The following is a 21713-nucleotide window of genomic DNA, read 5'->3' as shown; positions in this document are numbered from 1 at the left end:
TCGATTAGATACAGTTTTTAAACGCTTTCGATTTAGATGTTTCTCAACTCATTTTTCGGTTGAGGCACATGCAGTTACGTTACAAGCCGCCACGTTTTCTTTTCTTTTCAATCCTGATGATTTGCGCGCTGGCGATCCTGTCGGTTGAAGTATTTAGTCGCTCATTTTTGTGTTCTGAAACGTCATTGGCCTGTTTTCATGGAAGCGAAAAACTAACTCGGAAAAGCGATTATAGGACGTTTGCGACGGTCAATTTAGGTGAAAACGACTCGGAGTATAATTCGCCCTCAAATAGTGAATTCAACCGCTCAGCAGAACAGAGTCTGAGGTTTGGAACAGGGTTTCAAGCCGGACTTCATAAGGCCAAGAATAAATGGGGAAGCGCAAATGTTGAGCATTAAAGCCCTTTTCCAACCGACCGTAATTCTTGCGATAGCGCTCATGGCGATCATCGTCATGATGGTTTTGCCGATGCCGGCCTGGGTTCTCGATCTAGGTTTGGCGGCGAGCTTTGGGTTAGCGATCCTGATTTTCACCGTCACCTTGTTTTTGGATAGGCCGCTCGATTTTTCTTCGTTTCCGACGATCTTGCTTGCATCGTTGATGTTACGCCTGTCGTTGAATGTGTCCTCAACTAAACTCATAATCGGGAACGGTCACAGCGGGACAAACGCGGCCGGCGAAGTGATCGAAGGCTTTGCCATGTTCATCATGGGCGGCAGCATCGTTTTGGGTCTTGTCGTGTTTTGTGTGCTTTTGATCGTTAACTTTATCGTGATTACAAAGGGCGCTGCCCGGATGGCCGAAGTCGGGGCTCGGTTCGCTCTTGATGGTATGCCGGGCAAGCAGCTTGCAATTGACAGCGATATGTCAGCGGGCGCGATTGACCACGAAGAAGCAAAGCTGCGGCGCGAACGAGAACAACAAGAAACGACGTTTTTCGGGTCACTTGATGGTGCATCAAAATTTGTCAAAGGGGATGCCGTCGCGGGCCTTTTGATTACTGCGCTCAACCTGATCGTTGGCGTGGTCATCGGCGTGAGCATCCACGGCATGCCAATATCAAGAGCCTTTGAAACTTACGCAATCTTAACGGTCGGTGATGGGCTGGTCACGCAGATACCAGCCGTCATTATTTCGATCGCAACTGCACTATTGCTGGCACGCGGCGGCGTCAAAGGAGCGACCGACACAGCATTGAGCGCCCAACTTGGTCGCTATCCCGCCGCGCTAGCGACAGTTGGAATTTTGATGGCGTTCTTTGCGATGGTGCCGGGTTTGCCGTTTTTCCCGTTTCTGTTTGGTGCAACCGCTTTGCTGGGATGCGCCTGGATGGTCCGAGGTGGAGCCACAGACGGGAAAAATGATGAGCCTGAGCCAGCCCAAGAAACCACGCTCATCGTCGAGAAATCCATGGGTGACATTCTTGATTTAGATGATATTCACGTCGAGTTCGCGCCGGATCTGGTCACAATGGCGCTTGATCCCGCAACGGGCCTCGATACGCGTATTGCAAACATGCGCAAACATGTCGCGAGCAGCTTTGGTTTGGTGCTTCCGGAGGTTCGACTGACCGACAATCCAAGCTTGGAACGGGGTCACTATTCTATCCGCATACAAGGTGTCGAGCATGGCGAAGATAGCCTGCGGCCCGAACGTGTATTGGCTTTGTTGCCACCGGGTGGCCATTCGAGCTTGGCTGGGGAAAAGGTTAACGAGCCAGTTTATGGCGCACCGGCCATTTGGATTGATAAAATGCAGCAGGAAGAGGCTGCAATTGATGGGTGCACCGTTGTTAATTCCGCTGAAATCTTGGCCACGCATTTATTGGAGGTGATAAAACGCAATCTGTCGCGTCTGCTCACGATGCGTGCGTTGCGACGATTGTTAGATGAATTTACCAATCTCAGCGATGAAGCACGCAATGAGGCCAACCGCAGGCTTTTGGCTGAACTTGTTCCGGAAAAGGTGTCGGTTGATCTGCTTTTGCAAGTGCTGCGTCTACTGCTGGATGAACAGGTGTCGATCCGAAATCTGGCGCTTATTTTGGAATCAATTGCTGAAGGGCGGGCTGTTTTCACGACTGCAGAAGCGTTGTGTGAACATGTGCGCCAACGTCTTGGGTTTCAAATTGTGGCCGAGCTCCGTCGGACAGACGGCTCACTTCCATTGCTACAATTGGCGCCAGAGTGGGAAGAGCGTTTCCAGAAATATCAACTGGACCCCGATCACGTCTCAGATGTGGCTCTGCCACCCGAAGAATTCACGCGTCTGGCGACCAATGTTTCGGAAAAACTTACTAAGTCGAATGACGAAGGGGTGTTCCCGGCGATCGTCACATCACTGCAAAGGCGGCGGTTTATTCGCACAGTGTTGCAGGCCAAAGGCATCAGCGCGCCTGTACTGTCTTTTGAAGAAATCGCGCGCGACGCAAAGCCATCGGTTGTTGGGCTTGTCGCGGGATGAATGCCGAGCTGGCGCAATTGCTATCCTATTCTGAAACCGGTGTCTGGGTCGCGGCGCTGGTTTTCATACGCATATCGGCGGCGATGGCGTTGCTTCCGGCGTTTGGGGAACAAGTCACGCCGATGCGCGTGAAGCTTGTCGCGGCCTTGGCCTTCGCGCTTGTGGTTGGACCAGCGGCGTGGGCTTCGGTCGCAGTCGCATATGCAAGCTTTGGATGGACGCGCTTGATTGCGACAGAGGTTGTTGCCGGATTGGCCATCGGAATCTTATTCCGGCTTTTCGTTATCGTTTTGCAAGTCGCGGGCACAGTCGCCGCGCAATCCACATCGCTATCGCAAATTTTCGGGGGCGGATTGGGTGCCGAACCGCAGCCAGCGATCAGCACTTTGCTTGTCGTGGCAGGGCTTTGCCTGGCTGTTATGACGGGCCTTCACATCCAGATCGCCGAAGCACTGATCTTGTCATATGATCTTTTTGAGCCCGGAAACCCAATCTCAGCGCTCGACTTGTCGCAATGGGGTATTGGGCGGATTTCGCACGCATTTGCGTTGGGGGTCAGCTTGGCAGGCCCGTTTATTCTTGCGTCAATTCTATACAATTTGGCTTTGGGGGCCATCAATCGCGCCATGCCGCAGCTGATGGTTGCATTTGTTGGGGCGCCGGTGATCAGTTTGGGCGGGCTGGTGATCTTGTTCGTGGTCGCGCCCCTTATGATCAGTATCTGGCTGGCTATTTTCTTCGAGCAGACTGATTTGTTGCGGGGCGCGTTTTAGTGGCCGATCAAGACGACTCCGCCGAAAAGTCATTTGAGGCAACGCCGCAAAAGCTGGAAGAAGCGCGCAAACGTGGCGAGCTGCCGAAGTCGACAGATCTGAACGCCGCAGCCTCTTACTTGGGCCTGATCCTCGCGGTGATTTTGGTTGCTCCGTGGTCTGTCAGCCGGTTGGGAGAAACCTCGTCGAAATTGCTGTCATCTGCGGATCGGCTCGCGGAGAATAGCTTCGGAATTTCCGGCATTCCTTTGCTTGGCACTTTGCTTTGGGAGGTGACAGTCGCGCTTGGCGGATTGTTTGCGATCCCGGCAATTGCTGTTTTGATCTCTCTCACGGCGCAGCGCGCTTGGGTTTTTGCGCCAAAGAAGCTGGCGCCCAAACTCAGCCGGATTTCCCCAATCACGGGGGTCAAAAATAAACTCGGTGCCAACGGGCTTTTCGAATTTGGGAAATCCGTCGTCAAGCTCGTGGTTGTGTCTGTTTTGTTGGTCTGGTTCGCGCGCAAAGACACAGATTTGATCGTCTCCTCGGTATCGCTCACTGTCGCGCAGACAGCTATGATCATGGGCGATCTGATTGCACGGTTCTTATTGCTCATCTTCCTGATGTCTTTGATCATTGGCGGCATTGATTACCTTTGGCAAACCGCAAGCCACCTTCGCAAGAATCGTATGACGCGCAAGGAGGTCGCGGACGAAACCAAATCCACCGAGGGTGACCCGCATCACAAGCAGACCCGAAAGCAACGGGGCTACGAGATTGCGATGAACCAGATGCTTTCGGAAGTCCCGAAAGCTGACGTCATCATTGTAAACCCGACGCATTTCGCCGTTGCGCTGAAATGGGACCGTTTGTCGCCAGGAGCGCCCGAATGTGTGGCAAAGGGCACTGATCATATCGCCGCGCGAATCCGCGAAATTGCAGAGGCGTCGCAAATTCCGATCCATTCGGATCCGCCCACAACGCGCGCGGTCTTCGCAACAGTCGAAATCGGGCAGCAAGTCTTGCCGGAACACTACAAGGCCGTCGCCGTTGCGATCAGGTTTGCCGAAGCCATGCGCAAGAAGGCGGCCAAGACATGAAATTGGATCACAAAAAGCTCAAGCGTTTAGCGGCCTTGCAAGAGATCGTGTATACTCGCGACGCTGCTCAGTTTCAGGCCGATATGACGCATGTTCAAGCGCTTGAGGCTGAAATCGAGGACTTGCGGGCCACCCTGCGTACGGTTCCGTCGTCACTTGGCCTGGACGGCTCAGAGTTGATGTATTGGAACAACCACCGCGGATGGATCGAAAAACGTATCAGGTTTCTCAATCAAAACCTTGCTACGGCCCGTGCCGTGTCAGCAGAGCGGCGCCAACAATTGCTTCAATCGAATGGTCGCCGAGATGTCATCAAAAAGCTGCGCGGCGGCGACTAAGTGTCTTGTCGGATAATGTCGGTGATCAAAACGTCCGCGACCACGTCAGATGCAATGACGTTTACCGCCTGAACCAACTGACTGCGCAAACGATCAAGTTTATCAGGGGCTGTAAAATGCCCGTCGAACCCGCCTGCATAGGCGTGGTTGAACAAGACCCGAAGCGCTGCGTCACGGATTTTTGGCTCGAGACTATACAGCGCATCCGTGGATTCTGGCGTCGTCTCTAGCGTGAGCGACAACACGACCAGCGCAGATACATAGTCACCCGCGACGACAGGCACGACAAACTGGTTGTTCAGCTTGACGAAAGCGGGTTCCGCGCCTTCTTCCGGCACTTTGGCTTTGGCGGTTTTCTCAGACTTTTTTGCGTCCTCGGATGCGACCATACCCTCCGTCTCTTCGACGGGTGGTTCGGGTGTAGGGCGCAAAAAGAACCCCGCCCCACCGCCGCCGGCGACACCTAGAATAATCAAAATGAGTGGGAGGATTTTTCCCATGAAGCCACCTTAAAATGGAAGAAGAATATCGGTGATTTGTTGGCCGTAGCGCGGTTGCTGCACGTCCGTGATTTGCCCACGGCCACCATAGGAAATGCGCGCGGCGGCGATCTTGTCATATGAAATTTCGTTCTGCCGGCTGATATCTACCGGGCGCACATATCCCGACACCAGCAGCTCACGCAGCTCGAAATTGACGCGCACCTCTTGCGAGCCCTGCAATGCCAGCACGCCGTTTGGCAGCACATCAACAATCGTGGCCGCGACGCGCAATGTTAGCTTTTCGTTGCGGCGTACCGACCCGTCGCCATTGGACGCACTTGAGGAATTGGTCCCAACGGCGTTGTCGAGGGACGCACCGGCCGGGAGAAACTCGTTCAACCGCTGCGGGATGCCGATCAAATTTGGCACGCTGAGGTTTTCAGACCCGCTCCGCGAGCGGGAGGTGCTGTTAGAAATTTCGGCCTTGTCGTCAATCTCAATGACGACTGTCAGAATGTCGCCGGGCTGCTCGGCGCGTTGGTGTCCCAAAAGGGATTCCCGGCCGGATTTCCAAAGCGACGCCTGCGCGACAGGACGACGGGCGACGGTTTGATCGGGCAAGGGTTGGCGCAACATGGCGAAGTGCTCATTGCCACGTTGCGGTGACTTGAACTCTGGTGCTTTGCCAACTTGGTTCAACTTGGCGCATCCCGACGCGCAGGCCGCGATTGCAATGGCGAAACATAGATGCCTCATGACTTTGTCCTACTCATTTACCCATACGATGCCGTCACCGCCGACGATGCCAGTGACAGAGGTTTTCGAATCCAGGTTCATCACCCGAACACGTTCGCCATAGCCGCCGCGCGACAAGGCGCGGCCTTCGGTCTTGATGACCATTCCATTTGTCCTGAAGCCCAGTTGAACCAAAGCGTTTCGCTCGATCAGCGCGGGTGCGCCCAGATCGCTAAGCGAGATCGGACGCCCGGCATAGATTATCTTTCTGGCTTCAAACCCTGCGACCTGTTCAATGGCCTGTGCGGCCCCGGCCGTCGTGCCCTGTATGATGCTGAGATCGTCGATGCCAATGACCTGCTGGGCGCGAATAGTGCGTTTGGCGACGACCGTTTCTGCAAGCGCAGGCGCGGATATCATCAGCAAAATCAGGGAAAGAAGCGCCGTTAATCTCATCTGATCTGCGTCGTCGCGCTGAGCATTTGATCCGCAGCTGTGATTACTTTGGCGTTAAGCTCATAGCCGCGCTGCGCCTCAATCAATCCGGTGATTTCAAGCACCGGATCTACCGAGGAATCCTCCAAAAACCCGTGCCGCAACGTCCCAAGCCCATCTGTTCCCGCTGTGCCAACAACGGCGGGGCCGGAGGCGTTGGTCTCTACAAAAAGGTTGCTGCCGATGGCCTCAAGTCCTTTTTCGTTCGTGAAACCCGCAAGCGACATCGTTCCCAGAAGCTCTGGATCGACCTGATCGATGAAATAGGCGTAAATCTCACCATCCGGGCTGACAGAGATCGACCGCGCGTCTTCTGGGATCGTGACATTGGGGACAACCGGATAGCCGTCAGAGGTCACGATCAAACCTTCGCCTGTGCGCTTCAACCCACCATCGCGGGTATAGGCCGAAGTCCCAGAAGGAAGCGTGACTTCGATATAGCCGCGCCCCTCAATCGCAATGTCGAGATCACCACCCGTTTGCGACAATGACCCTTGGGCGATGTTCACGCTGACAGCGGTTGGACGAACCCCAAGGCCCAGCTGCACACCAGCCGGGATCGTAGTGCCGTCGACAGCGTTGATCGTGCCCGCCCGCGTGACCTGTTGATAATGCAAATCCGCAAATTCGGCACGACGGGTGTTGTAGCCAGTGGTCGACATATTGGCGAGGTTGTTCGAAATCACCTCAACCCGGGTTTGTTGCGCGGACATGCCCGTCGCCGCAATCTTAAGCGCATTCATACCATTCTCCTCGTTAACGTGTGATCAGGGACATGATGCCGCGGAGGCGCTCATCTTCCTTTTCCATAAAGCCTTGACCCATCTCATAGGCGCGCTGCACTTGGATCATGCGCGCGATTTCACTGACCGGATCGACGTTGGAGCTTTCCAAAAAACCCTGAAAAACAACCGGTGCGTCGAGCTGTTCGATCTCGCCTTCTACGACGAAGCGGACCCCGTCTTCGCGTACCAGCTGCGCGCCTTCAGCAGGGCGCATGATGCCGACCTGTCCCAAAGGCTCGCCATTGACGCTCAGTGTGCCATCGGCCGCCAGTGCGATCTGACCGGCATCGGCCGGCACAAAGACCGGCGCGCCGCTGGGATCGAGAACCGGGTAGCCTTCCGCTGTGACCAGTTCCCCTTCGGCTGAGGCAAAAAACGCGCCGTTGCGCGTCAAACGTTCGCCTGCTGGCGTCAGAATTTGAAAAAACCCTTCGCCCTCGATGGCGAAATCATAGGTGCCGCCGGTCTGCGTCAATGCGCCTTGTGCCAGCTTGGTGACATGCGCGTTCGCCGTCGCGAAGGAGATGGATGGCTGCTGCGCACCCATCGATTTGATGCTTTCCGAGAAAATCACGTTCTCAGAGCGATACCCGGTCGTCGCCATATTCGCGATATTGTTGGCGACGGTCTGCATTTCTTTCATCAGGCCCGATTGGCGGGTCAGGGATGTGTAAACTGTGTTGCCCACGGCCTAGCCCCCCATAACGAGCGGAATGATATTGTCGCTCCAAAAGCTGGTCAGGGAACGGGTCATGAAGCTCATCGAGACCCAGAACACAGCCAGCATGGCGGCGACTTTTGGGACAAAGGTCAGCGTCATTTCCTGGATGGACGTCAGGGCCTGAAACAGCCCCACCAACAATCCCACCGCAAGCGCAGCTGACAGGATCGGCGCTGAGATCACCACCGACACCCAAAGCCCTTGGCGCAGAATGTCAAAGTACTCCGCTTCGCGCATTAGACAGGCATCCGCAAAATTTCCTGGTAGGCCTCAACCACTTTGTCGCGTACGGCGACGGCGGTTTGTACGGCCAGCTCCGTCTGGGCCAAAGCTTCGACCAAAGTGTGCGGGTCAACGCCGCTGGTCACGGCTTTTTCCGCCGCAACCTCGCCCCGTTGCAAGACCGCTGCAAAGTCGCCCGCAGCCTGGATCAGGCCTTGGCCTTCGCCCGGCGACGTCGCCTGTTTCAATGCCCCGTAACGCTGGGCTGCGAATTGTGATGTGATATCCATGGAACCTCCTACCGGCGAAGCAGATCAAGAACGGCGGAAGACATCTTCCGCGTCTGCTCGAACATTTTAAGATTGGCCTCATAACTGCGCTGCGCCTCACGCGCGTCGGCAATTTCAACGATGATGTTGACGTTTGACCCGTCATAATAGCCTTCCTGATTGGCCATCGGGTGGGACGGGTCGTAGATACGGGTCAGATCGGCACGATCCAAACGCACATTGCCTTGTTTGACGGCGCCTTGCGTTTTCCCCATTTGCATTTCCTGCTCGAAAGAAGCGGTCTTGCGGCGAAACCCGGGCGTGTCGGTGTTGGCCATGTTTTCAGAGACCAGCCGCAACCGCGACGCCTGCGCCTTCATGCCGCTGGCGGCCATCATCAGGGATTTACTCAAATCATTCATGGTGATCCTCAGCGTCCGATGCTGTTGCGCAAGACCGTGAGCGCGCTTTGGTAGACGGTCATTGCGCGTTTGTGGTGGCGTTCGGCCTCGATGGATTTCAGCATCTCGGTTTCAAGCGAAACGCTGTTCCCGTTGGGCGACATTTGCGCGGATTTATCGACCACGGCATCGGGGGAGCTTGCCGTTCCGCCCAGTTGAAAATGCCCGGCGCGCGGCCCACCGTCGCGGGTGCGCATGGCCATTGATCCGGTGTCCGCGACCCGGTCCGGCACAGTCATAGCTTTGAAATCAGGGGTATTGGCGTGGGCGATATTGGTCGCGACCACGGATTGTTGTTTTGCGGCGTGCCGCGCCATTGCTTGGGCGGACTGGAATACGTCTAGCGATGTGAACATCGGGGCTTCTCCCTCGATTGGTTTCAACGAACCATTAAGGGTGATTCCTTTAGAAACAGTAATCGAGGGAGCAAAAAAGGAAGGTCGCAAACATGCCCATCACCAGCTTCGCCCCGCTGATCAGCGAGGTTCAGGAGGTCAGCGCGATCCAGAATTATGGCCGGGTCACGCGCACCGTTGGCGGCATGATCGAAGTGAGCGGTCTGTCAAATTTCGCGCGTGTGGGCGACCTTGTCTCCTTGCAAACAAGGGGAAACCCGGGTTTGGGGGAGGTCTTGGCCTTGAACCAAGGGATGGTGACAGTGCTGCCATCATCGGGGCTGAAAGGCGTCGCCATCGGCGATCACGTTCTCTATCTGGGGGAAGGCGGCATCCGCCCGGATCTGTCTTGGGTGGGGCGCGTCCTTGATTCCTATGGCCGCCCGCTGGATGGCATGCCATTGGCGAAAGGCGCCGAAACACGCGCCCTTTTGTCGCCGCCGCCCGAGGCCACAACACGCCGCAGGTTGGGCGACCAGGTGGAAACCGGGCTCGCCGCATTCAACACGTTTCTCCCCGTCGTGCGCGGGCAACGGGTCGGGCTTTTCGCGGGTTCAGGCGTCGGAAAATCGACGCTTCTAGCGCAGCTGGCGCAAAATATTGACGCGGATTACACGGTCATCGCCCTGATCGGGGAGCGGGGCCGCGAAGTTCGCGAATTTGTCGAAGACACGTTGGGCCCCGAAGGCTTGGCGCGTTCGATCATTGTTGCGGCAACGTCGGATAAATCGCCCATCGAACGGCGTCGCGCGGCCTGGACGGCCATGACAATCGCTGAGTTTCTACGCGACAACGGCGCCCATGTCCTGTTTTTGGCCGACTCCGTGACCCGGTTTTGCGAGGCGCATCGCGAAATCGCTGTGTCCTCGGGTGAGGCTGCCGCGCTCGGTGGCTACCCGCCTTCGACCTCCCAAACGGTGATGGAGCTGTGCGAACGCGCAGGCCCCGGTGCGCAGGGGCAGGGCGATATCACGGCTGTCTTTTCCGTCTTGGTTGCGGGCTCCGACATGGATGAGCCGATTGCCGATTTGGTGCGCGGGGTGCTGGACGGCCACGTGGTGCTCGACCGGAAAATTGCTGAACGCGGGCGGTTCCCGGCCATTGATGCGCTGAGATCGGTTTCTCGCAGCTTCGCCCATGCGCTGGACGCGCCGGCGCAAGAAACGATCCAAAACGCCAAAGAGCTGATGTCGCTGTTTGACGAGGCAGAACTGATGATTCAGGCCGGACTCTACAAGGCGGGCTCGGACGCGCGGCTTGATGCCGCGATTGAGCTTCGCCCTAAATTTGAAAGCTTCCTGGGGTCAAAGCCGTCGAAAGAGCTGTCGACAATTGCCCATAATTTCAAACAGCTCCAAGACATATTGGAAGCGCCTCGCGGACAGGGTGGACGCCGGTCATTCTGACCCCGAACCAAGAAAAAGGCGTGCAATGCGTGGTTGCGATGCTTAGACCAACTCCGCATCCGTCATGATTTCAACCAAAGCCGGGCCTGCGTGATCCAACGCCTCTTTTATGGCGGCTTCCAATTCTGCCGGGTCCGTCACCTTCACCCCGTGCCCGCCGCACAGCCGCGCAAAGGCCGCGAAGGACGGGTTGTGCAGGCTCGTCTCCCAAACTGGCCATTCGCCAGACCGCTGTTCCTTGGAAATCTTCCCGAGCTCACCGTTGTGCAGCAGGATATGTGTCACATCCATGCCGTATTTAACCGCCGTGGTGAAATCCATCGGGTATTGCCCGAAGCCGCCGTCGCCCGAAATTGACACGACTTTGCGCCCGCGCAGATGCTCAAAATCTTGCGTCGCGGCCCAAGCGCCCATACCCGCGGGAAAACCAAATCCGATGGAGCCCAGATAGCCCGACATCAACACCCGCTGGCTGCCTTTGGTTTCCAGATAACGGCCGAAAGAATAAGTGTTGTTGCCCACATCCACGGCGAAAATCGTGTCGTCGGGCACCAGCTTGCCCAGAATGTCGAATATCGCGAAGGAATGGATGCCGCGGCCCAAATCTTCCGCCAATCGCGCATGCTTTTCGGCGCGCCAAATGTCCCAACGCTCTGCCAGCTCGGCGATTTGGTCATCGGCCCCGTCGTTTCTGCCGACCGAGATGCCCTCGCAAAACGCGCCGACTTCGCCCCAGACGGGCAGCGCGACAGGATGAAATTTGCCCAGCTGCATCCGGTCATAATCGACCTGAATGGTAGGCTTGCCTGCGTTGACGCCGGTGTGGTTTGAAAAGCTTGCGCCCAGGGCGATGATCAGGTCGGCCTCGTTCATGAACCAGCTGGCAATCGGTGTGCCTGACCGTCCCAAAACCCCGCCAGCGGTGGGATGATCATCGGGCACCAGCCCCTTCGCCTTGAACGTGGTCAGCACGGGCGCGCCCAGTTTCGACGCCAAAGCTGCCACTTGGTCGCGCACATCAAATGCCCCGTGGCCGACAACGATCACCGGACGTTTCGCCGCTGCGATCAGCGTTTCGGCTGCATCCAGATCGCTCTGCGCTGGTCGGATCGCGGTTTGCGAAACGCGGCCCGCCGGGGCGCCTGCTTTTTGGTCCGACGGCAAGGTTTGCACGTCATCGGGGAAAATCAGATGCGATACGTTTTGTTCCACGATCGCGGTTTTGCACGCAAGCGCGGCCAGTTCAGCATGGTTCGAACTGCTCAAAACGGGCTGCGAAAACGCAGAGACGGCTTGAAACGCCGATTTCAGGTCGATGTCCTGAAACGCGCCGGGCCCCATCACTTGCGTCTGAACCTGTCCGGTCAGTGCCAGGATCGGCGCGCGGTCAACCTTGGCGTCCCACATGCCGGTTAACAGGTTCGTTGCACCCGGCCCCGCGATGGTCAGACACCCCGCGGGCAGCCCGGTCAGCTTGCCATAGGCCGACGCCGCAAAGGCCGCTGCCCCTTCATGGCGGATGCCGTAGTAGCGCATCTTGCCGTCGCCCACAGACAGTCGGATCGCGTCCGACAGGCCAAGGTTCGAATGCCCCACCATCCCGAAAACGGTTTTCAGGCCCCAATTGTTCAGCGTCTCAACCATCACGTCGGTCACCGTGCGCTCATGCGGCGGCTCGGGCGCTATGCCCACGAAAATCTCCCCATCGCGAATGTCGACCGGGTACATCTCCTGGCCCGTATCCTCATGCCCGCCGGGTGGCTTGCCGGTCAGCGGGTCGAAATCCCAACCATGCCAAGGGCAACGGATCCAGCACTGGTCATCGACGCCTTTCTCGATAGAGCCCTCACCAAGGGGCCCGCGCTGATGTGGGCAGTGGTTGTTCATAGCGGCCCATTGGCCGTCGAAATGCACAAGGCAAATCGATGTTGTGCGCGCCGTCACCGTCTTGACGCGCCCGTCGGGCAGGTCGTCGATATGGCCCACGCTGATCCAGTCCAAGCTCGCTTCAGTCATGATCGTCTCCTGCCTCTTTGGGTTGGGTCGCACGGTCATAAAGCTTCTGCGCCCAGGTCAGCACCAGAAAGCAAAGCACCGCCCATAATATCAGTTCGAAAGGCGCCGCATCCGTGCCGCGCAGCCACGTGCCCAAAAGCCCGCCTTGGGGTCGCAACGCCTCGATATCCAGCAGGCCGGAGCGCGGCCAAAGCGACAGAAACCAAAAGCGTGACAGGTAAAACAGGATCGCAGCAAGGATCGCGGTGATTGCCAGGAACACGATTTTGCGCATTAGCCCAGCTCCCCGACTGTCGTGGGGTCGACACGAAAGAGCAGCAAGTCGCCCCGTCGTTCAACATCGCCCTCTATGGTAACGAATTCGCCCACACGGTCGTAAAGCGCACTCGGCAACGCCGTGCCATCCGGGCCGGTGATCAGCAAAAACTCTGAGCCATCGACCGGTTTGGACGAGACAAAAACAGGCGGCACACCCCCAATCAAACACAAGTTCGCGCAGGCCTTATGTGCCAGCCCTGTGCCGGGCCGCATCGCGCCCGCCAGGCATTTGCCGTCGCAAATCTCGCCTGCCAGCTTCCAGCGCCCCAAGTCTTTTGCGTCCTGCAAAGGGGCATCCCCTTCGGCGGCAGAAAGACCATTCCGCCCACCGCGCAGCTGCAACATGTTCAGCGTCCCGCGCTGCAACACGATGCCGGAAACCTGCGCAAGCTGCCCTTCCAATGGCGCGGCGCGCTGCTCAACATTCGACTTTCCTTGGCCCGACAGCATAAGCGTGGTGCCGGGTTTGATCCGGTCATTGCCTTGGGTCACGCGGACCAGAGGATATGGCGTCAATTCGATCACGCCGGTTACGGTCTGACGGCCATAGTCAAACCGGAATGCGCCGGGTCCGGGGTCATCCTGCGCCGTGCCCATGGCCAAGCCGACAGCGGCCATGCCCAAGACCAACAACGCGCTGACGATTAATAGCCATTGCTTCAACCCTTGCGGGATCGGCAGGTAGCCCACGAAAAATGGCGTGTGCTTGTCGCTCATGATGCTGGCCTCCCGGGGATGGTGATCGGGTCCACCGCGGTGCCCGGCGGGTTGGCGTCCGGGTCGACTTGCACAGCGGTGCCCTGCAGGCGCAGGTTGTAAGTCGGCACCATCTCAGTGAAGGGCGCAGGTGACCGCCCGTTGCGCACGTCATACTGAAACCCATGCCACGGGCAGGTGACCAAACAGTCGATCACGCGCCCTTCGCCCAACGGTCCGTTTTGGTGCGCGCAGGCGTTCGAGATCGCGCTGAGCGCCCCGTCCATCAAATACACGGCCACCCGGTCCCCATTTGGCAGCAATCGGATTTTGGCGAAGCCGTCTTCAAAATCCGACACATCTGCGATGTCAAACCATTCCGCCCCTTGCGCGGTCAGTGCGGCGTCGCGCTGCCGCTCTTTCAGCGCGGCCATCAGGTGCAACAGCGCGACAGCCGCGGCCCCCCCGATGAACAACACGGTGAAGGCGTGCTTTTGTTGGTCTTGCATGATCCCAAGGCTGACATGCGCGACGACCGCCAGATAGGCCGGGTAAATCAGGTAGTGAATGCGTTTCCAGACCGGTGGCGTCAGGAATTTCATCCAGAAATCATGGCTGGTCGTGGCCAGAATGATCAGCACAATCAGCGCAAAAATGCCAAAGGCCTCGAACGGGAAACCCGCCAGCTGCCCGTAGGACGTATTCGCAAAAAGCAGCGCCTCGTATTTGTTCGACATCGAAAAGGCGAAATACCAATCCACGATGTAGGAGGCATGTGTCATCGCAACGAAGACCGTCATGACCCCGAAATGGCGCCGATTATAAAGCAGCGGCAAGAACCGCTCATCCAAACGTGCAAGCGGGCCAATGCACAGGATCACAGTCAGCATCGCGAAGGCGCAAGCTCCAAAGGCGCGCGCGTTATGCACCTGCGGGTTGATCGCGGGGTCATACCCCAACAGGCCTGGCGACAGGTTCAGGAAAATATACAGAAACAGCACGATACCCACGAGCATCACCGCGTCGTAAAGCCATTTGTTCCGGTTCCATTGAACAGGGATATATTTAACGCTCATTGGCTGGCCTCTGCGGGCGCGGAGATTTGCACGGGCTCGAAATCAGCGGGCCATGTCTGGCGCACCATCAGACCCGCGCCGATGATCAGCGCAACGCCCACGGGCAAGATCAACCCAACGGCAAAATGGCTTTTGCGGGGCGGGTCATAGCGGCGGGCCCAAACCTCCGACCCGGTCTCGTAGACATACCAGCGCCACAAGACCAACGGCCAGATCACCAAAATGCCCGGGATCAAAAGGACGCGGAAAATATAGGCGCCGCGCGCGTCCTCATCGATCCGGTCAATGCCGATGGTCAGGAAAATCAAGGCCACGGCCGCACCGGTCCAGCCCCAGATCTGCACCCCCATGAAAATTGCCTCAGCCGCATTCATGCGACGCCACCATAGGCCACGCCCGTCAAATCGGACATGTTGCGTTTCCATGTGACAAGGTCGTCTTGATTGAATTTCGACAGGTGGTCATGCCCGCAGGCCCGTGCCATGACCTGCATCAATTCGGTCGAGGCGTCGAAGAAATTGGCCAGTTGCTGTGCGGAGCGGTCGACAAGCAGTCGGCTGACCAGATGCGGTTTCTGCGTCGCGATCCCGACCGGGCAATTGTTGGTGTGGCAAGCGCGCATAGCCAGGCAGCCAATGGCTTGCATGGCGGAATTCGACACGGCAATCGCGTCCGCCCCCATCGCCATGGCCTTGATAAAGTCAGCCGGTTTGCGCAACCCCCCGGTGATCACCAGCGTGATGTCGCTGCGCCCAAGCGCGTCAAGATGGCGTCGCGCCCGCGCAAGCGCGGGGATTGTCGGGACCGAAATATTGTCGCGGAAAATCACTGGTGCCGCACCCGTGCCGCCGCCCCGCCCGTCGAGGATGATGTAATCAACCCCAACCTCTAAAGCCGCGTCGATATCTTTTTCAATGTGCTGCGCGCTCAGCTTATAGCCAATCGGGATGCCGCCGGTCCGGTCGCGCACCTCATCGGCGAATTCCTTGATCTGGCTGACCTCGCTCCAATCCGGGAAACGCGGCGGCGAAATGGCCGAGGTACCCGGCTCCAACCCGCGCACTTGCGCAATCTTGCCTTGCACCTTTTCGCCCGGAAGGTGCCCGCCCGTCCCGGTCTTGGCGCCTTGGCCGCCTTTGAAATGGAACGCCTGCACCCGGTCGAGCTTGTCCCAGCTGAACCCAAACCGGCCTGAGGCCAGCTCATAGAAATAGCGGCTATTGGCGGATTGTTCCTCTGGCAGCATCCCGCCTTCGCCGGAACAAATTCCCGTGCCCGCCATCTCCGCACCGGTCGCAAGTGCCACTTTTGCGGTTTCCGACAAAGCGCCAAAAGACATGTCTGAGACGAAAAGCGGGATCTTCAGCACCAGCGGTTTCTGCGCGTTTGGCCCGATCACCACCTCCGTGCCGACCGGATCATCATCAAGTAGGGGCGGCTTGTGCAACTGCGCGGTGATCACTTGGATATCGTCCCAATCCGGCAGCTCGGTGCGGGGCACGCCCATGGAAGTCACGACGCCATGATGCCCCGTCTTGCTCAACCCGTCGCGGGCGTATTGCTGGATCAACCCGGTGTAAGGCTCCTCCGCCGTCCCGTGGCTCGTGTCGGCATACAGCCCCAGATAGGCGTCGCGATTGAAAGGCTGCGGGTTCTGCTCCGCCCAGGCATTGATTTCATCGGCATCGACGCAAATCTCGTCGCCCTCAACCCAGGACGCAAATTTTGGCAGTTTCTCGTCATTGGCATAGGCGGAGACGCCGGTATCAAGCCGGTAGTCCCAATCATGCACCCCGCAAATCAGGTCATTGCCCCGCACATGCCCGTCCGACATCAGTGCGCCGCGATGCAGACAGCGTCCGTAGAAGACCGAAATCTCGTCATCAAATCGCACCACGACCAGATCGACCTCGCCTACAAGCGCGTATTCAGGGCTGCGGTCGGCCAGTTCGCTGGATTTGAAAATGGGGGTCTTCTGCATCTATAGCTTCCTGCAATTGGTGGCGTGGGATCAAAGACTGGGCGCGGCTGTCCATCGGTTGTGTTCTGCGTCTGCTCCGGTCATCCGCTGAGCGTGTGTCGCAATCTCTGGGCAAAGCTTAGACGCAAGCCGCCGAGATCTGATAACAATTTCTTCGTGATCGTCCGGCGCGCTAAAATCACAGGCCCGTTAGGCGACCTGTCTCAGTTTTGAAGCAGACGGGGCCGCGGAATTGTTGCCGCTGGTGGCAATCTGCTAGACCTCCCCGCAAATTTACCTACTGTCGCAAGGCGAAACACCAACGCCACCGGAGGGCGCGCCAATGAATCTGTCAGACAGCCGCACCATCAATGCCGATATCGACACCGTTTGGGCCGCGCTGCTTAGCGTCGATGTTTTGCGCGAATGCGTCCCGGGTTGCACGGAAATGTCCGGAAACGCCGAGGATGGGTTTGAGGCCACGGTCGTGCAAAAAGTTGGCCCCGTGAAAGCGACCTTCAAAGGTCAGGTGGAACTGGCAGATCAAAACCCGCCAAACAGTGTTAAAATTTCCGGCGCAGGCAAAGGCGGCGCGGCGGGTTTCGCCAAAGGCGCCGCAGACGTGCGCCTTGAGGCGGAGGGCGATCAGACCATTCTGCACTATGATGTCGAGGCCAAGGTTGGTGGCAAGCTGGCGCAGCTCGGCTCCCGTATCATCGACGGGTTCGCCAAGAAAATGGCTGACGAGTTTTTCACCCGGTTCCAAAACGCCCTTGAACCAGAGGACGCAGGCAGCGAAGAAGAATCCGATGATGACACGCCCAAAAAGGGCTGGTTCAAGCGGCTGATCTCCTAAGAAGGATACGGACATGAAAGTCTCGCTCACCGTCAATGGCGCGCCCGTGACCGCTCAGGTCGAAGGCCGCACTTTGCTGGCCACGCTCTTGCGTGAAAACCTTGATCTGACAGGCACGCATCTGGGCTGCGACACGTCTCAATGTGGCGCATGCATGGTGCATGTCAATGGGCTGGCTGTGAAATCCTGCACCATGCTCGCGGCTGAGGCCGACGGCTCAGACGTTACCACCATCGAAGGCATCGCCGCGCCGGATGGTACTCTGTCGCCCGTGCAAGCCGCGTTTCAGGAGTATCACGGGCTGCAATGCGGGTTTTGCACCCCGGGCATGGTGATGGCGGCGACCGCGCTTTTGAAGGAAAACCCCAAGCCAAGTGAGGCCGAGGTACGCGACTACCTCGAAGGCAATATTTGCCGCTGCACCGGCTACCACAATATCGTCAAATCGGTCATGGCCGCCTCCGGTCAGGACGTGGCCCCTGTGGCGGCGGAGTAAGCGCATGTATGAGTTCGACGTCACCCGCCCCGCCACGATCAAGGACGCTGTCGCCGCTTTGCAAGCCGAAGACGCCCAGGCGCTGGGCGGCGGCCAAACCCTGATCCCAACGCTCAAACAGCGACTCGCCAGCCCCTCGACGCTGGTCAGCCTGTCCAAAGTGCCTGAAATGATCGGCATCTGCACCGATGATCATGGCCGCCTCTGCATTGGTGGGGCCACCACCCATGCCGCTGTCGCGCGGGACGGAAGCTACCCCGCGCTAGCGGCCATGGCGTCCCATATTGGCGACCCGGCTGTCCGCAACCGTGGCACCATCGGCGGCAGCGTCGCCAACAATGATCCCGCCGCGTGCTACCCGGCGGGTGTTCTGGGATCCGGCGCGACAGTCACTACGAATACGCGCGAAATCGCCGCCGATGACTTCTTTGTCGGCCTGTTCGAGACGGCATTGGACGAGGGGGAGATCATCACGGAGGTGAAATTCCCCATCCCCGAGGCCGCGAATTACCAAAAGTTCATCCAACCCGCCTCCCGCTTCGCTTTGGTCGGCGTCTTCGTCGCCAAATTCGCGGAAGGCGTCCGCGTCGCGGTGACCGGCGCATCCGAGGAAGGTGTCCACCGCTGGACCGCCGCCGAAGAAGCGCTGAGTGCCGATTTCGTCCCTGACGCACTGACGGCTCTCACCGTCCCATCCGACACCCTGATCACCGACACCCACGCAAGCGCCGACTACCGCGCGCATCTGGTAAAGGTCATGACCGGGCGGGCGGTGAAGGCGGCCCGCGACGCTTAGTTTAGGGCGTCCGTTCGCCGGGGTGGGCAGACGCACAACCTGCGCCACGGGTCACGCCACAATTTGAGCCCGCATCTCAAATCGAGTAGATTCAGAATACCCAGAATTGGAATGCAAGATGATCGAGCGCATCGACTATGTTTCTGTGAATGGCCCGGCAATTGCGAGCATGGCAGAATCCAAAACCAAAATGTCGTCAATAGATGCTAAGCTTCGGGCCTTGGTCGAACTTCGCATCTCACAGATTAACGGGTGCGCCTATTGCGTTGATCTTCATACCCAAGAAGCACGGAAAGCCGGTGAGACTCAACAGCGCCTAGACTGCCTCACAGTCTGGCGAGAGGTGGCATTTTTCGATAGTGCCGAGAAGGTAGCTCTCGATTGGGCCGAAACGGTAACGCACATCTCAGCCAAAGGTGCGCCGCAACACCTATATGATAATCTTCTTCAGCAATTCACTGAGCAACAGGTTGTCGACCTGACCCTTATTATTGCGCAGATGAACGCTTGGAACCGATTGGCGATAAGTTTCGGGCAGAAGCCTCAACTCACCGCCTGAACCCCAGCCTCCAAAGCGCCTAGCAGCATATCCACCTCCGCTTCCGTGATAATCAACGGCGGGGAAATCATCAGGTTGTTGCCGCCGATCCGCACCATCGCGCCGGCCTCATAACAGGTTTCAAACGCGGTTTTCAGGGTCGCAGGTGCGGCGGGGGTCTTGTCCGTGTCGCTGACAAATTCCACCGCAGTCATCAGCCCGTGCCCGCCGCGCACGTCGCCGATCACCTCGTATTTGTCTTTCAGCGCCATTAGCCCGTCATAAAGCTGCGTCCCGCGCGGGGCGGCGTTCTCGTTGATTTTCAAACGCTGGGATTCCCGAATGCACGCCAAAGCCGCCGCAGCGCCGACGGGATGGGCGGAATAGGTGTAGCCGTGGAAAATGCTGGCCATGTCAGGGTCGCCCGTTTCAAACACCTCCGCAAACGCATCCGACACCATGCAGGCCCCAAACGGGAAGTAGCCCGACGTGATCCCTTTCGCGAGTGTCATCATGTCCGGCTGTACCCCCCAATGGCGCGAGCCTGACCAATCGCCGGTGCGTCCGAACCCGCAAATCACCTCATCGGCGATCATCAAAATGCCGTAGCGGTCGCAGACCTCCCGCATCGCGGGCATGTAGCTGGCAGGCGGCACAATGACGCCGCCCGCGCCCTGAATGGGCTCCATGATAAAACAGGCGATGGTGTTCGGGCCCTGAAACTCGATCTCGTCAATCGCGGCTTTGACGCAGAGCGCGCCCAGCTTTTCGGGGTCGGCCTCGTCAAACGGGTTGCGGTAGCCATAGGGCGTCGGCAGGTGGAAGCAGCCGGGCATCAAAGGCTCATAATTGATGCGAAACCGGTTGTTGCCGTTCACCGAAGCGCCGCCGAAATGCGTGCCGTGATAGCCCTTCTTCAAGGACAGAAATTTGGTCCGCCCCGGCTCGCCCTTCACCTTGTGGTACTGCCGTGACAGTCGCAACGCCGTCTCCACCGCGTCCGACCCGCCTGAGGTGAAAAACGCGCGCCCCATACCGTCAGAGGCGAACATCTCGCGCAGCTCATAGCTCAGCTCAATCGCGGGCTCGTTGGTGGTGCCGCCGAAGGCAGAATAATAGGGCAACACCTGCACCTGATCGGCAATGGCTTTCTGGATGGGCTCGCAAGAATAGCCGACATTGACGCACCACAGGCCGCCGACGCCATCAATGACCGTGTTGCCGTCGCTATCCGTGATTGAGGACCCCGACGCTTTGCTGATAATCCGCGGCGGATGCTCTTGCATTGCACCGGGATGCGCCATCGGATGCCACATATGGCGAGCGTTATTTTCCTTCAGAAAGTTGTCGTCTTTCATGGCGCGCCCTCTTTTTTGTCTCATTTTCCGGCTCAGCGTGGGATAAGTGCGTCCTTGCCGCAAGCCCGTTTCCGACAATAAGGGTCGCGCCCTTGTTTCAACGCACGCGCCCCTCTACATCAGCCACATGAAACGCTTCATCCCCTTTATGAAATCAGACCCTTTGGTTGCTGTGGTCAAGCTCAGCGGCGTCATTTCCGCCGGTGGGCGCGGGCAGGTCTTAAATGACGCCAGCACTGCGCCGCTGCTCGAAAAGGCCTTTCGCAAGGGCAAGCCAAAGGCCGTAGCGCTGGTGATCAATTCGCCCGGCGGCAGCCCGGTGCAATCCTCGCTGATCGGTGCGCGGATCAAGCGGCTGGCCGAAGAACATGAGGTCAAAACCTACGCCTTTGTTGAGGACGTCGCGGCCTCCGGCGGCTATTGGCTGGCGGCCAGTGCGGATGAAATCTGGGTCGATGACAGCTCAATCACCGGTTCCATCGGGGTGATCTCCGCCAGCTTCGGCTTCAATGAGCTGATGGAACGCTACGGTGTCGAACGCCGCGTCCACACCGCTGGCAAAGACAAATCCATGCTCGATCCGTTTCGGCCTGAGCGACCAGAAGATGTGGAACGCCTCAAAGCATTGCAAAAAGACATCCACGACAATTTCATCGCCCATGTCAAAGCCGGGCGCGGTGATCGGTTGACGGAAGACAAAGACCTGTTCACCGGCGAGATTTGGGTTGGCGACCGCGCGCGCGAGGTTGGTCTGGTCGACGGTGTCGCCCATGTGGTTCCAAAAATGAAAGAACTATACGGCGATAAGGTGCGCTTTCAGGTCTACGGCCAGAAGCGCCCGTTTCTGGCGCGCTTCGGCGCGCAGATGATGGGCGAGGCCATCGGGCAAATCGATGACCGCGCGCTCTGGTCACGGTTCGGGCTCTGAGATGCTATTCAAAATCATAACCTTTTTCCTGATAGGTATGGCGGT

Annotated in this window: 27 protein-coding genes; 11 read left to right on the top strand and 16 right to left on the bottom strand. The window is 58.1% G+C overall.

Annotation, left to right across the window (positions count from 1 at the left end):
- Window positions 1–68: 68 nt before the first annotated feature.
- The 5 genes from ACZ1G7_RS11105 to ACZ1G7_RS11085 are packed head-to-tail and all read left to right on the top strand — an operon-like array spanning window position 69 to window position 4659.
- Window positions 69–401, top strand: a complete 333-nt coding sequence (locus ACZ1G7_RS11105; RefSeq protein WP_472659472.1) for a hypothetical protein — start codon at window positions 69–71, stop codon at window positions 399–401.
- Window positions 388–2466 (top strand): flagellar biosynthesis protein FlhA, encoded by a 2079-nt coding sequence (gene flhA / locus ACZ1G7_RS11100; protein WP_472659471.1) that lies wholly within the window; start codon window positions 388–390, stop codon window positions 2464–2466. Before ACZ1G7_RS11105 ends, flhA begins: the two co-directional genes overlap by 14 nt.
- Complete coding sequence (locus ACZ1G7_RS11095; protein ID WP_472659470.1) at window positions 2463–3239, top strand: flagellar biosynthetic protein FliR; 777 nt, start codon at window positions 2463–2465, stop codon at window positions 3237–3239. The genes flhA and ACZ1G7_RS11095 overlap by 4 nt, the downstream gene beginning before the upstream one ends.
- Window positions 3239–4321: an EscU/YscU/HrcU family type III secretion system export apparatus switch protein gene (locus tag ACZ1G7_RS11090; protein ID WP_472659469.1), complete on the top strand. Its 1083-nt coding sequence runs from the start codon at window positions 3239–3241 to the stop codon at window positions 4319–4321. The genes ACZ1G7_RS11095 and ACZ1G7_RS11090 overlap by 1 nt, the downstream gene beginning before the upstream one ends.
- Window positions 4318–4659: a hypothetical protein gene (locus tag ACZ1G7_RS11085; protein ID WP_472659468.1), complete on the top strand. Its 342-nt coding sequence runs from the start codon at window positions 4318–4320 to the stop codon at window positions 4657–4659. Before ACZ1G7_RS11090 ends, ACZ1G7_RS11085 begins: the two co-directional genes overlap by 4 nt.
- On the opposite strand, the gene ACZ1G7_RS11080 is transcribed toward ACZ1G7_RS11085, so the two are convergent.
- From ACZ1G7_RS11080 to ACZ1G7_RS11040, 9 genes are read right to left on the bottom strand one after another with little or no spacing between them, the layout of a single operon-like run.
- Window positions 4656–5159: a flagellar basal body-associated FliL family protein gene (locus tag ACZ1G7_RS11080; RefSeq protein ID WP_472659467.1), complete on the bottom strand. Its 504-nt coding sequence runs from the start codon at window positions 5157–5159 to the stop codon at window positions 4656–4658. The two genes, ACZ1G7_RS11085 and ACZ1G7_RS11080, sit on opposite strands and share 4 nt — an antisense overlap.
- A 9-nt stretch (window positions 5160–5168) precedes the next feature.
- Window positions 5169–5897, bottom strand: coding sequence for a flagellar basal body L-ring protein FlgH (gene flgH, locus ACZ1G7_RS11075; protein ID WP_472659466.1), 729 nt, complete (start codon window positions 5895–5897; stop codon window positions 5169–5171).
- 9 nt (window positions 5898–5906) lie between these two features.
- Entirely contained in the window at window positions 5907–6332 is a 426-nt protein-coding gene (gene flgA, locus ACZ1G7_RS11070) for a flagellar basal body P-ring formation chaperone FlgA (RefSeq protein ID WP_472659465.1), read from the bottom strand.
- On the bottom strand, window positions 6329–7114 hold the full coding sequence (gene flgG, locus ACZ1G7_RS11065) for a flagellar basal-body rod protein FlgG (RefSeq protein WP_472659464.1): 786 nt from the start codon (window positions 7112–7114) through the stop codon (window positions 6329–6331). Before flgG ends, flgA begins: the two co-directional genes overlap by 4 nt.
- A 13-nt stretch (window positions 7115–7127) precedes the next feature.
- The gene (locus ACZ1G7_RS11060; protein ID WP_472659463.1) at window positions 7128–7844 is read right to left on the bottom strand and encodes a flagellar hook-basal body complex protein; all 717 of its coding nucleotides are present in this window, start codon (window positions 7842–7844) and stop codon (window positions 7128–7130) included.
- A 3-nt stretch (window positions 7845–7847) separates the two neighbouring features.
- A complete protein-coding gene (locus ACZ1G7_RS11055) occupies window positions 7848–8114 on the bottom strand; it encodes a flagellar biosynthetic protein FliQ (protein WP_472659462.1) in 267 nt (88 codons plus the stop codon).
- A complete protein-coding gene (gene fliE, locus ACZ1G7_RS11050; protein WP_472659461.1) occupies window positions 8114–8389 on the bottom strand; it encodes a flagellar hook-basal body complex protein FliE in 276 nt (91 codons plus the stop codon). The genes ACZ1G7_RS11055 and fliE overlap by 1 nt, the downstream gene beginning before the upstream one ends.
- An 8-nt stretch (window positions 8390–8397) precedes the next feature.
- The gene (gene flgC / locus ACZ1G7_RS11045) at window positions 8398–8790 is read right to left on the bottom strand and encodes a flagellar basal body rod protein FlgC (protein ID WP_472659460.1); all 393 of its coding nucleotides are present in this window, start codon (window positions 8788–8790) and stop codon (window positions 8398–8400) included.
- 8 nt (window positions 8791–8798) lie between these two features.
- Window positions 8799–9185: a FlgB family protein gene (locus ACZ1G7_RS11040; RefSeq protein ID WP_472659459.1), complete on the bottom strand. Its 387-nt coding sequence runs from the start codon at window positions 9183–9185 to the stop codon at window positions 8799–8801.
- Between the two features lie 92 nt (window positions 9186–9277).
- On the opposite strand from ACZ1G7_RS11040, the gene ACZ1G7_RS11035 reads away from it, so the two are divergent.
- On the top strand, window positions 9278–10630 hold the full coding sequence (locus tag ACZ1G7_RS11035) for a FliI/YscN family ATPase (protein ID WP_472659458.1): 1353 nt from the start codon (window positions 9278–9280) through the stop codon (window positions 10628–10630).
- Window positions 10631–10672: 42 nt separating this feature from the next.
- Here ACZ1G7_RS11035 and ACZ1G7_RS11030 read toward each other — a convergent pair whose 3' ends face one another.
- Genes ACZ1G7_RS11030 through ACZ1G7_RS11005 form a run of 6 tightly spaced genes read right to left on the bottom strand, consistent with a single transcriptional unit; the run spans window position 10673 to window position 16717 of the window.
- Entirely contained in the window at window positions 10673–12646 is a 1974-nt protein-coding gene (locus ACZ1G7_RS11030) for a thiamine pyrophosphate-dependent enzyme (RefSeq protein WP_472659457.1), read from the bottom strand.
- The gene (locus tag ACZ1G7_RS11025; RefSeq protein ID WP_472659456.1) at window positions 12639–12920 is read right to left on the bottom strand and encodes a hypothetical protein; all 282 of its coding nucleotides are present in this window, start codon (window positions 12918–12920) and stop codon (window positions 12639–12641) included. The genes ACZ1G7_RS11030 and ACZ1G7_RS11025 overlap by 8 nt, the downstream gene beginning before the upstream one ends.
- On the bottom strand, window positions 12920–13681 hold the full coding sequence (locus ACZ1G7_RS11020) for a hypothetical protein (protein ID WP_472659455.1): 762 nt from the start codon (window positions 13679–13681) through the stop codon (window positions 12920–12922). Before ACZ1G7_RS11020 ends, ACZ1G7_RS11025 begins: the two co-directional genes overlap by 1 nt.
- Entirely contained in the window at window positions 13678–14736 is a 1059-nt protein-coding gene (locus ACZ1G7_RS11015) for a Rieske 2Fe-2S domain-containing protein (RefSeq protein ID WP_472659454.1), read from the bottom strand. Before ACZ1G7_RS11015 ends, ACZ1G7_RS11020 begins: the two co-directional genes overlap by 4 nt.
- Window positions 14733–15110, bottom strand: a complete 378-nt coding sequence (locus tag ACZ1G7_RS11010) for a hypothetical protein (protein ID WP_472659453.1) — start codon at window positions 15108–15110, stop codon at window positions 14733–14735. Before ACZ1G7_RS11010 ends, ACZ1G7_RS11015 begins: the two co-directional genes overlap by 4 nt.
- Window positions 15107–16717, bottom strand: a complete 1611-nt coding sequence (locus ACZ1G7_RS11005; protein ID WP_472659452.1) for a glutamate synthase-related protein — start codon at window positions 16715–16717, stop codon at window positions 15107–15109. Before ACZ1G7_RS11005 ends, ACZ1G7_RS11010 begins: the two co-directional genes overlap by 4 nt.
- Before the next feature lie 322 nt (window positions 16718–17039).
- On the opposite strand from ACZ1G7_RS11005, the gene ACZ1G7_RS11000 reads away from it, so the two are divergent.
- From ACZ1G7_RS11000 to ACZ1G7_RS10985, 4 genes are all read left to right on the top strand, one after another.
- The gene (locus tag ACZ1G7_RS11000; RefSeq protein WP_472659451.1) at window positions 17040–17552 is read left to right on the top strand and encodes a CoxG family protein; all 513 of its coding nucleotides are present in this window, start codon (window positions 17040–17042) and stop codon (window positions 17550–17552) included.
- A 13-nt stretch (window positions 17553–17565) separates the two neighbouring features.
- On the top strand, window positions 17566–18048 hold the full coding sequence (locus ACZ1G7_RS10995; protein ID WP_472659450.1) for a (2Fe-2S)-binding protein: 483 nt from the start codon (window positions 17566–17568) through the stop codon (window positions 18046–18048).
- A gap of 4 nt (window positions 18049–18052) precedes the next feature.
- A complete protein-coding gene (locus ACZ1G7_RS10990) occupies window positions 18053–18844 on the top strand; it encodes an FAD binding domain-containing protein (RefSeq protein ID WP_472659449.1) in 792 nt (263 codons plus the stop codon).
- 118 nt (window positions 18845–18962) lie between these two features.
- Window positions 18963–19403, top strand: a complete 441-nt coding sequence (locus ACZ1G7_RS10985; protein ID WP_472659448.1) for a carboxymuconolactone decarboxylase family protein — start codon at window positions 18963–18965, stop codon at window positions 19401–19403.
- Here the strand turns inward: ACZ1G7_RS10985 and ACZ1G7_RS10980 are convergent.
- Window positions 19388–20740 (bottom strand): aminotransferase class III-fold pyridoxal phosphate-dependent enzyme, encoded by a 1353-nt coding sequence (locus ACZ1G7_RS10980; RefSeq protein ID WP_472659447.1) that lies wholly within the window; start codon window positions 20738–20740, stop codon window positions 19388–19390. The genes ACZ1G7_RS10985 and ACZ1G7_RS10980 overlap by 16 nt on opposite strands.
- 127 nt (window positions 20741–20867) lie before the next feature.
- On the opposite strand from ACZ1G7_RS10980, the gene ACZ1G7_RS10975 reads away from it, so the two are divergent.
- Entirely contained in the window at window positions 20868–21668 is an 801-nt protein-coding gene (locus ACZ1G7_RS10975; RefSeq protein WP_472659446.1) for a S49 family peptidase, read from the top strand.
- Window positions 21669–21713: the final 45 nt, after the last annotated feature.

The organism is Litoreibacter sp. JB4-2 (assembly GCF_055693445.1).
The sequence above is the reverse complement of the archived record's forward strand: the minus strand, read 5'-3'. Positions and strand labels throughout refer to the sequence as shown.

Coding starts and splice junctions, on each gene's coding strand:
- ACZ1G7_RS11010 (WP_472659453.1), bottom strand. CDS start 15,110: ATGAATGCGGCTGAGGCAATTTTCATGGGGGTGCAGATCTGGGGCTGG.
- ACZ1G7_RS11030 (WP_472659457.1), bottom strand. CDS start 12,646: ATGACTGAAGCGAGCTTGGACTGGATCAGCGTGGGCCATATCGACGAC.
- flhA (WP_472659471.1), top strand. CDS start 388: ATGTTGAGCATTAAAGCCCTTTTCCAACCGACCGTAATTCTTGCGATA.
- ACZ1G7_RS10995 (WP_472659450.1), top strand. CDS start 17,566: ATGAAAGTCTCGCTCACCGTCAATGGCGCGCCCGTGACCGCTCAGGTC.
- ACZ1G7_RS10985 (WP_472659448.1), top strand. CDS start 18,963: ATGATCGAGCGCATCGACTATGTTTCTGTGAATGGCCCGGCAATTGCG.
- ACZ1G7_RS10975 (WP_472659446.1), top strand. CDS start 20,868: ATGAAACGCTTCATCCCCTTTATGAAATCAGACCCTTTGGTTGCTGTG.
- ACZ1G7_RS10990 (WP_472659449.1), top strand. CDS start 18,053: ATGTATGAGTTCGACGTCACCCGCCCCGCCACGATCAAGGACGCTGTC.
- flgH (WP_472659466.1), bottom strand. CDS start 5,897: ATGAGGCATCTATGTTTCGCCATTGCAATCGCGGCCTGCGCGTCGGGA.
- ACZ1G7_RS11005 (WP_472659452.1), bottom strand. CDS start 16,717: ATGCAGAAGACCCCCATTTTCAAATCCAGCGAACTGGCCGACCGCAGC.
- flgG (WP_472659464.1), bottom strand. CDS start 7,114: ATGAATGCGCTTAAGATTGCGGCGACGGGCATGTCCGCGCAACAAACC.
- ACZ1G7_RS11095 (WP_472659470.1), top strand. CDS start 2,463: ATGAATGCCGAGCTGGCGCAATTGCTATCCTATTCTGAAACCGGTGTC.
- ACZ1G7_RS11025 (WP_472659456.1), bottom strand. CDS start 12,920: ATGCGCAAAATCGTGTTCCTGGCAATCACCGCGATCCTTGCTGCGATC.
- ACZ1G7_RS11055 (WP_472659462.1), bottom strand. CDS start 8,114: ATGCGCGAAGCGGAGTACTTTGACATTCTGCGCCAAGGGCTTTGGGTG.
- flgA (WP_472659465.1), bottom strand. CDS start 6,332: ATGAGATTAACGGCGCTTCTTTCCCTGATTTTGCTGATGATATCCGCG.
- ACZ1G7_RS11035 (WP_472659458.1), top strand. CDS start 9,278: ATGCCCATCACCAGCTTCGCCCCGCTGATCAGCGAGGTTCAGGAGGTC.
- ACZ1G7_RS10980 (WP_472659447.1), bottom strand. CDS start 20,740: ATGAAAGACGACAACTTTCTGAAGGAAAATAACGCTCGCCATATGTGG.
- flgC (WP_472659460.1), bottom strand. CDS start 8,790: ATGAATGATTTGAGTAAATCCCTGATGATGGCCGCCAGCGGCATGAAG.
- ACZ1G7_RS11020 (WP_472659455.1), bottom strand. CDS start 13,681: ATGAGCGACAAGCACACGCCATTTTTCGTGGGCTACCTGCCGATCCCG.
- ACZ1G7_RS11085 (WP_472659468.1), top strand. CDS start 4,318: ATGAAATTGGATCACAAAAAGCTCAAGCGTTTAGCGGCCTTGCAAGAG.
- ACZ1G7_RS11040 (WP_472659459.1), bottom strand. CDS start 9,185: ATGTTCACATCGCTAGACGTATTCCAGTCCGCCCAAGCAATGGCGCGG.
- fliE (WP_472659461.1), bottom strand. CDS start 8,389: ATGGATATCACATCACAATTCGCAGCCCAGCGTTACGGGGCATTGAAA.
- ACZ1G7_RS11105 (WP_472659472.1), top strand. CDS start 69: ATGCAGTTACGTTACAAGCCGCCACGTTTTCTTTTCTTTTCAATCCTG.
- ACZ1G7_RS11000 (WP_472659451.1), top strand. CDS start 17,040: ATGAATCTGTCAGACAGCCGCACCATCAATGCCGATATCGACACCGTT.
- ACZ1G7_RS11080 (WP_472659467.1), bottom strand. CDS start 5,159: ATGGGAAAAATCCTCCCACTCATTTTGATTATTCTAGGTGTCGCCGGC.
- ACZ1G7_RS11015 (WP_472659454.1), bottom strand. CDS start 14,736: ATGAGCGTTAAATATATCCCTGTTCAATGGAACCGGAACAAATGGCTT.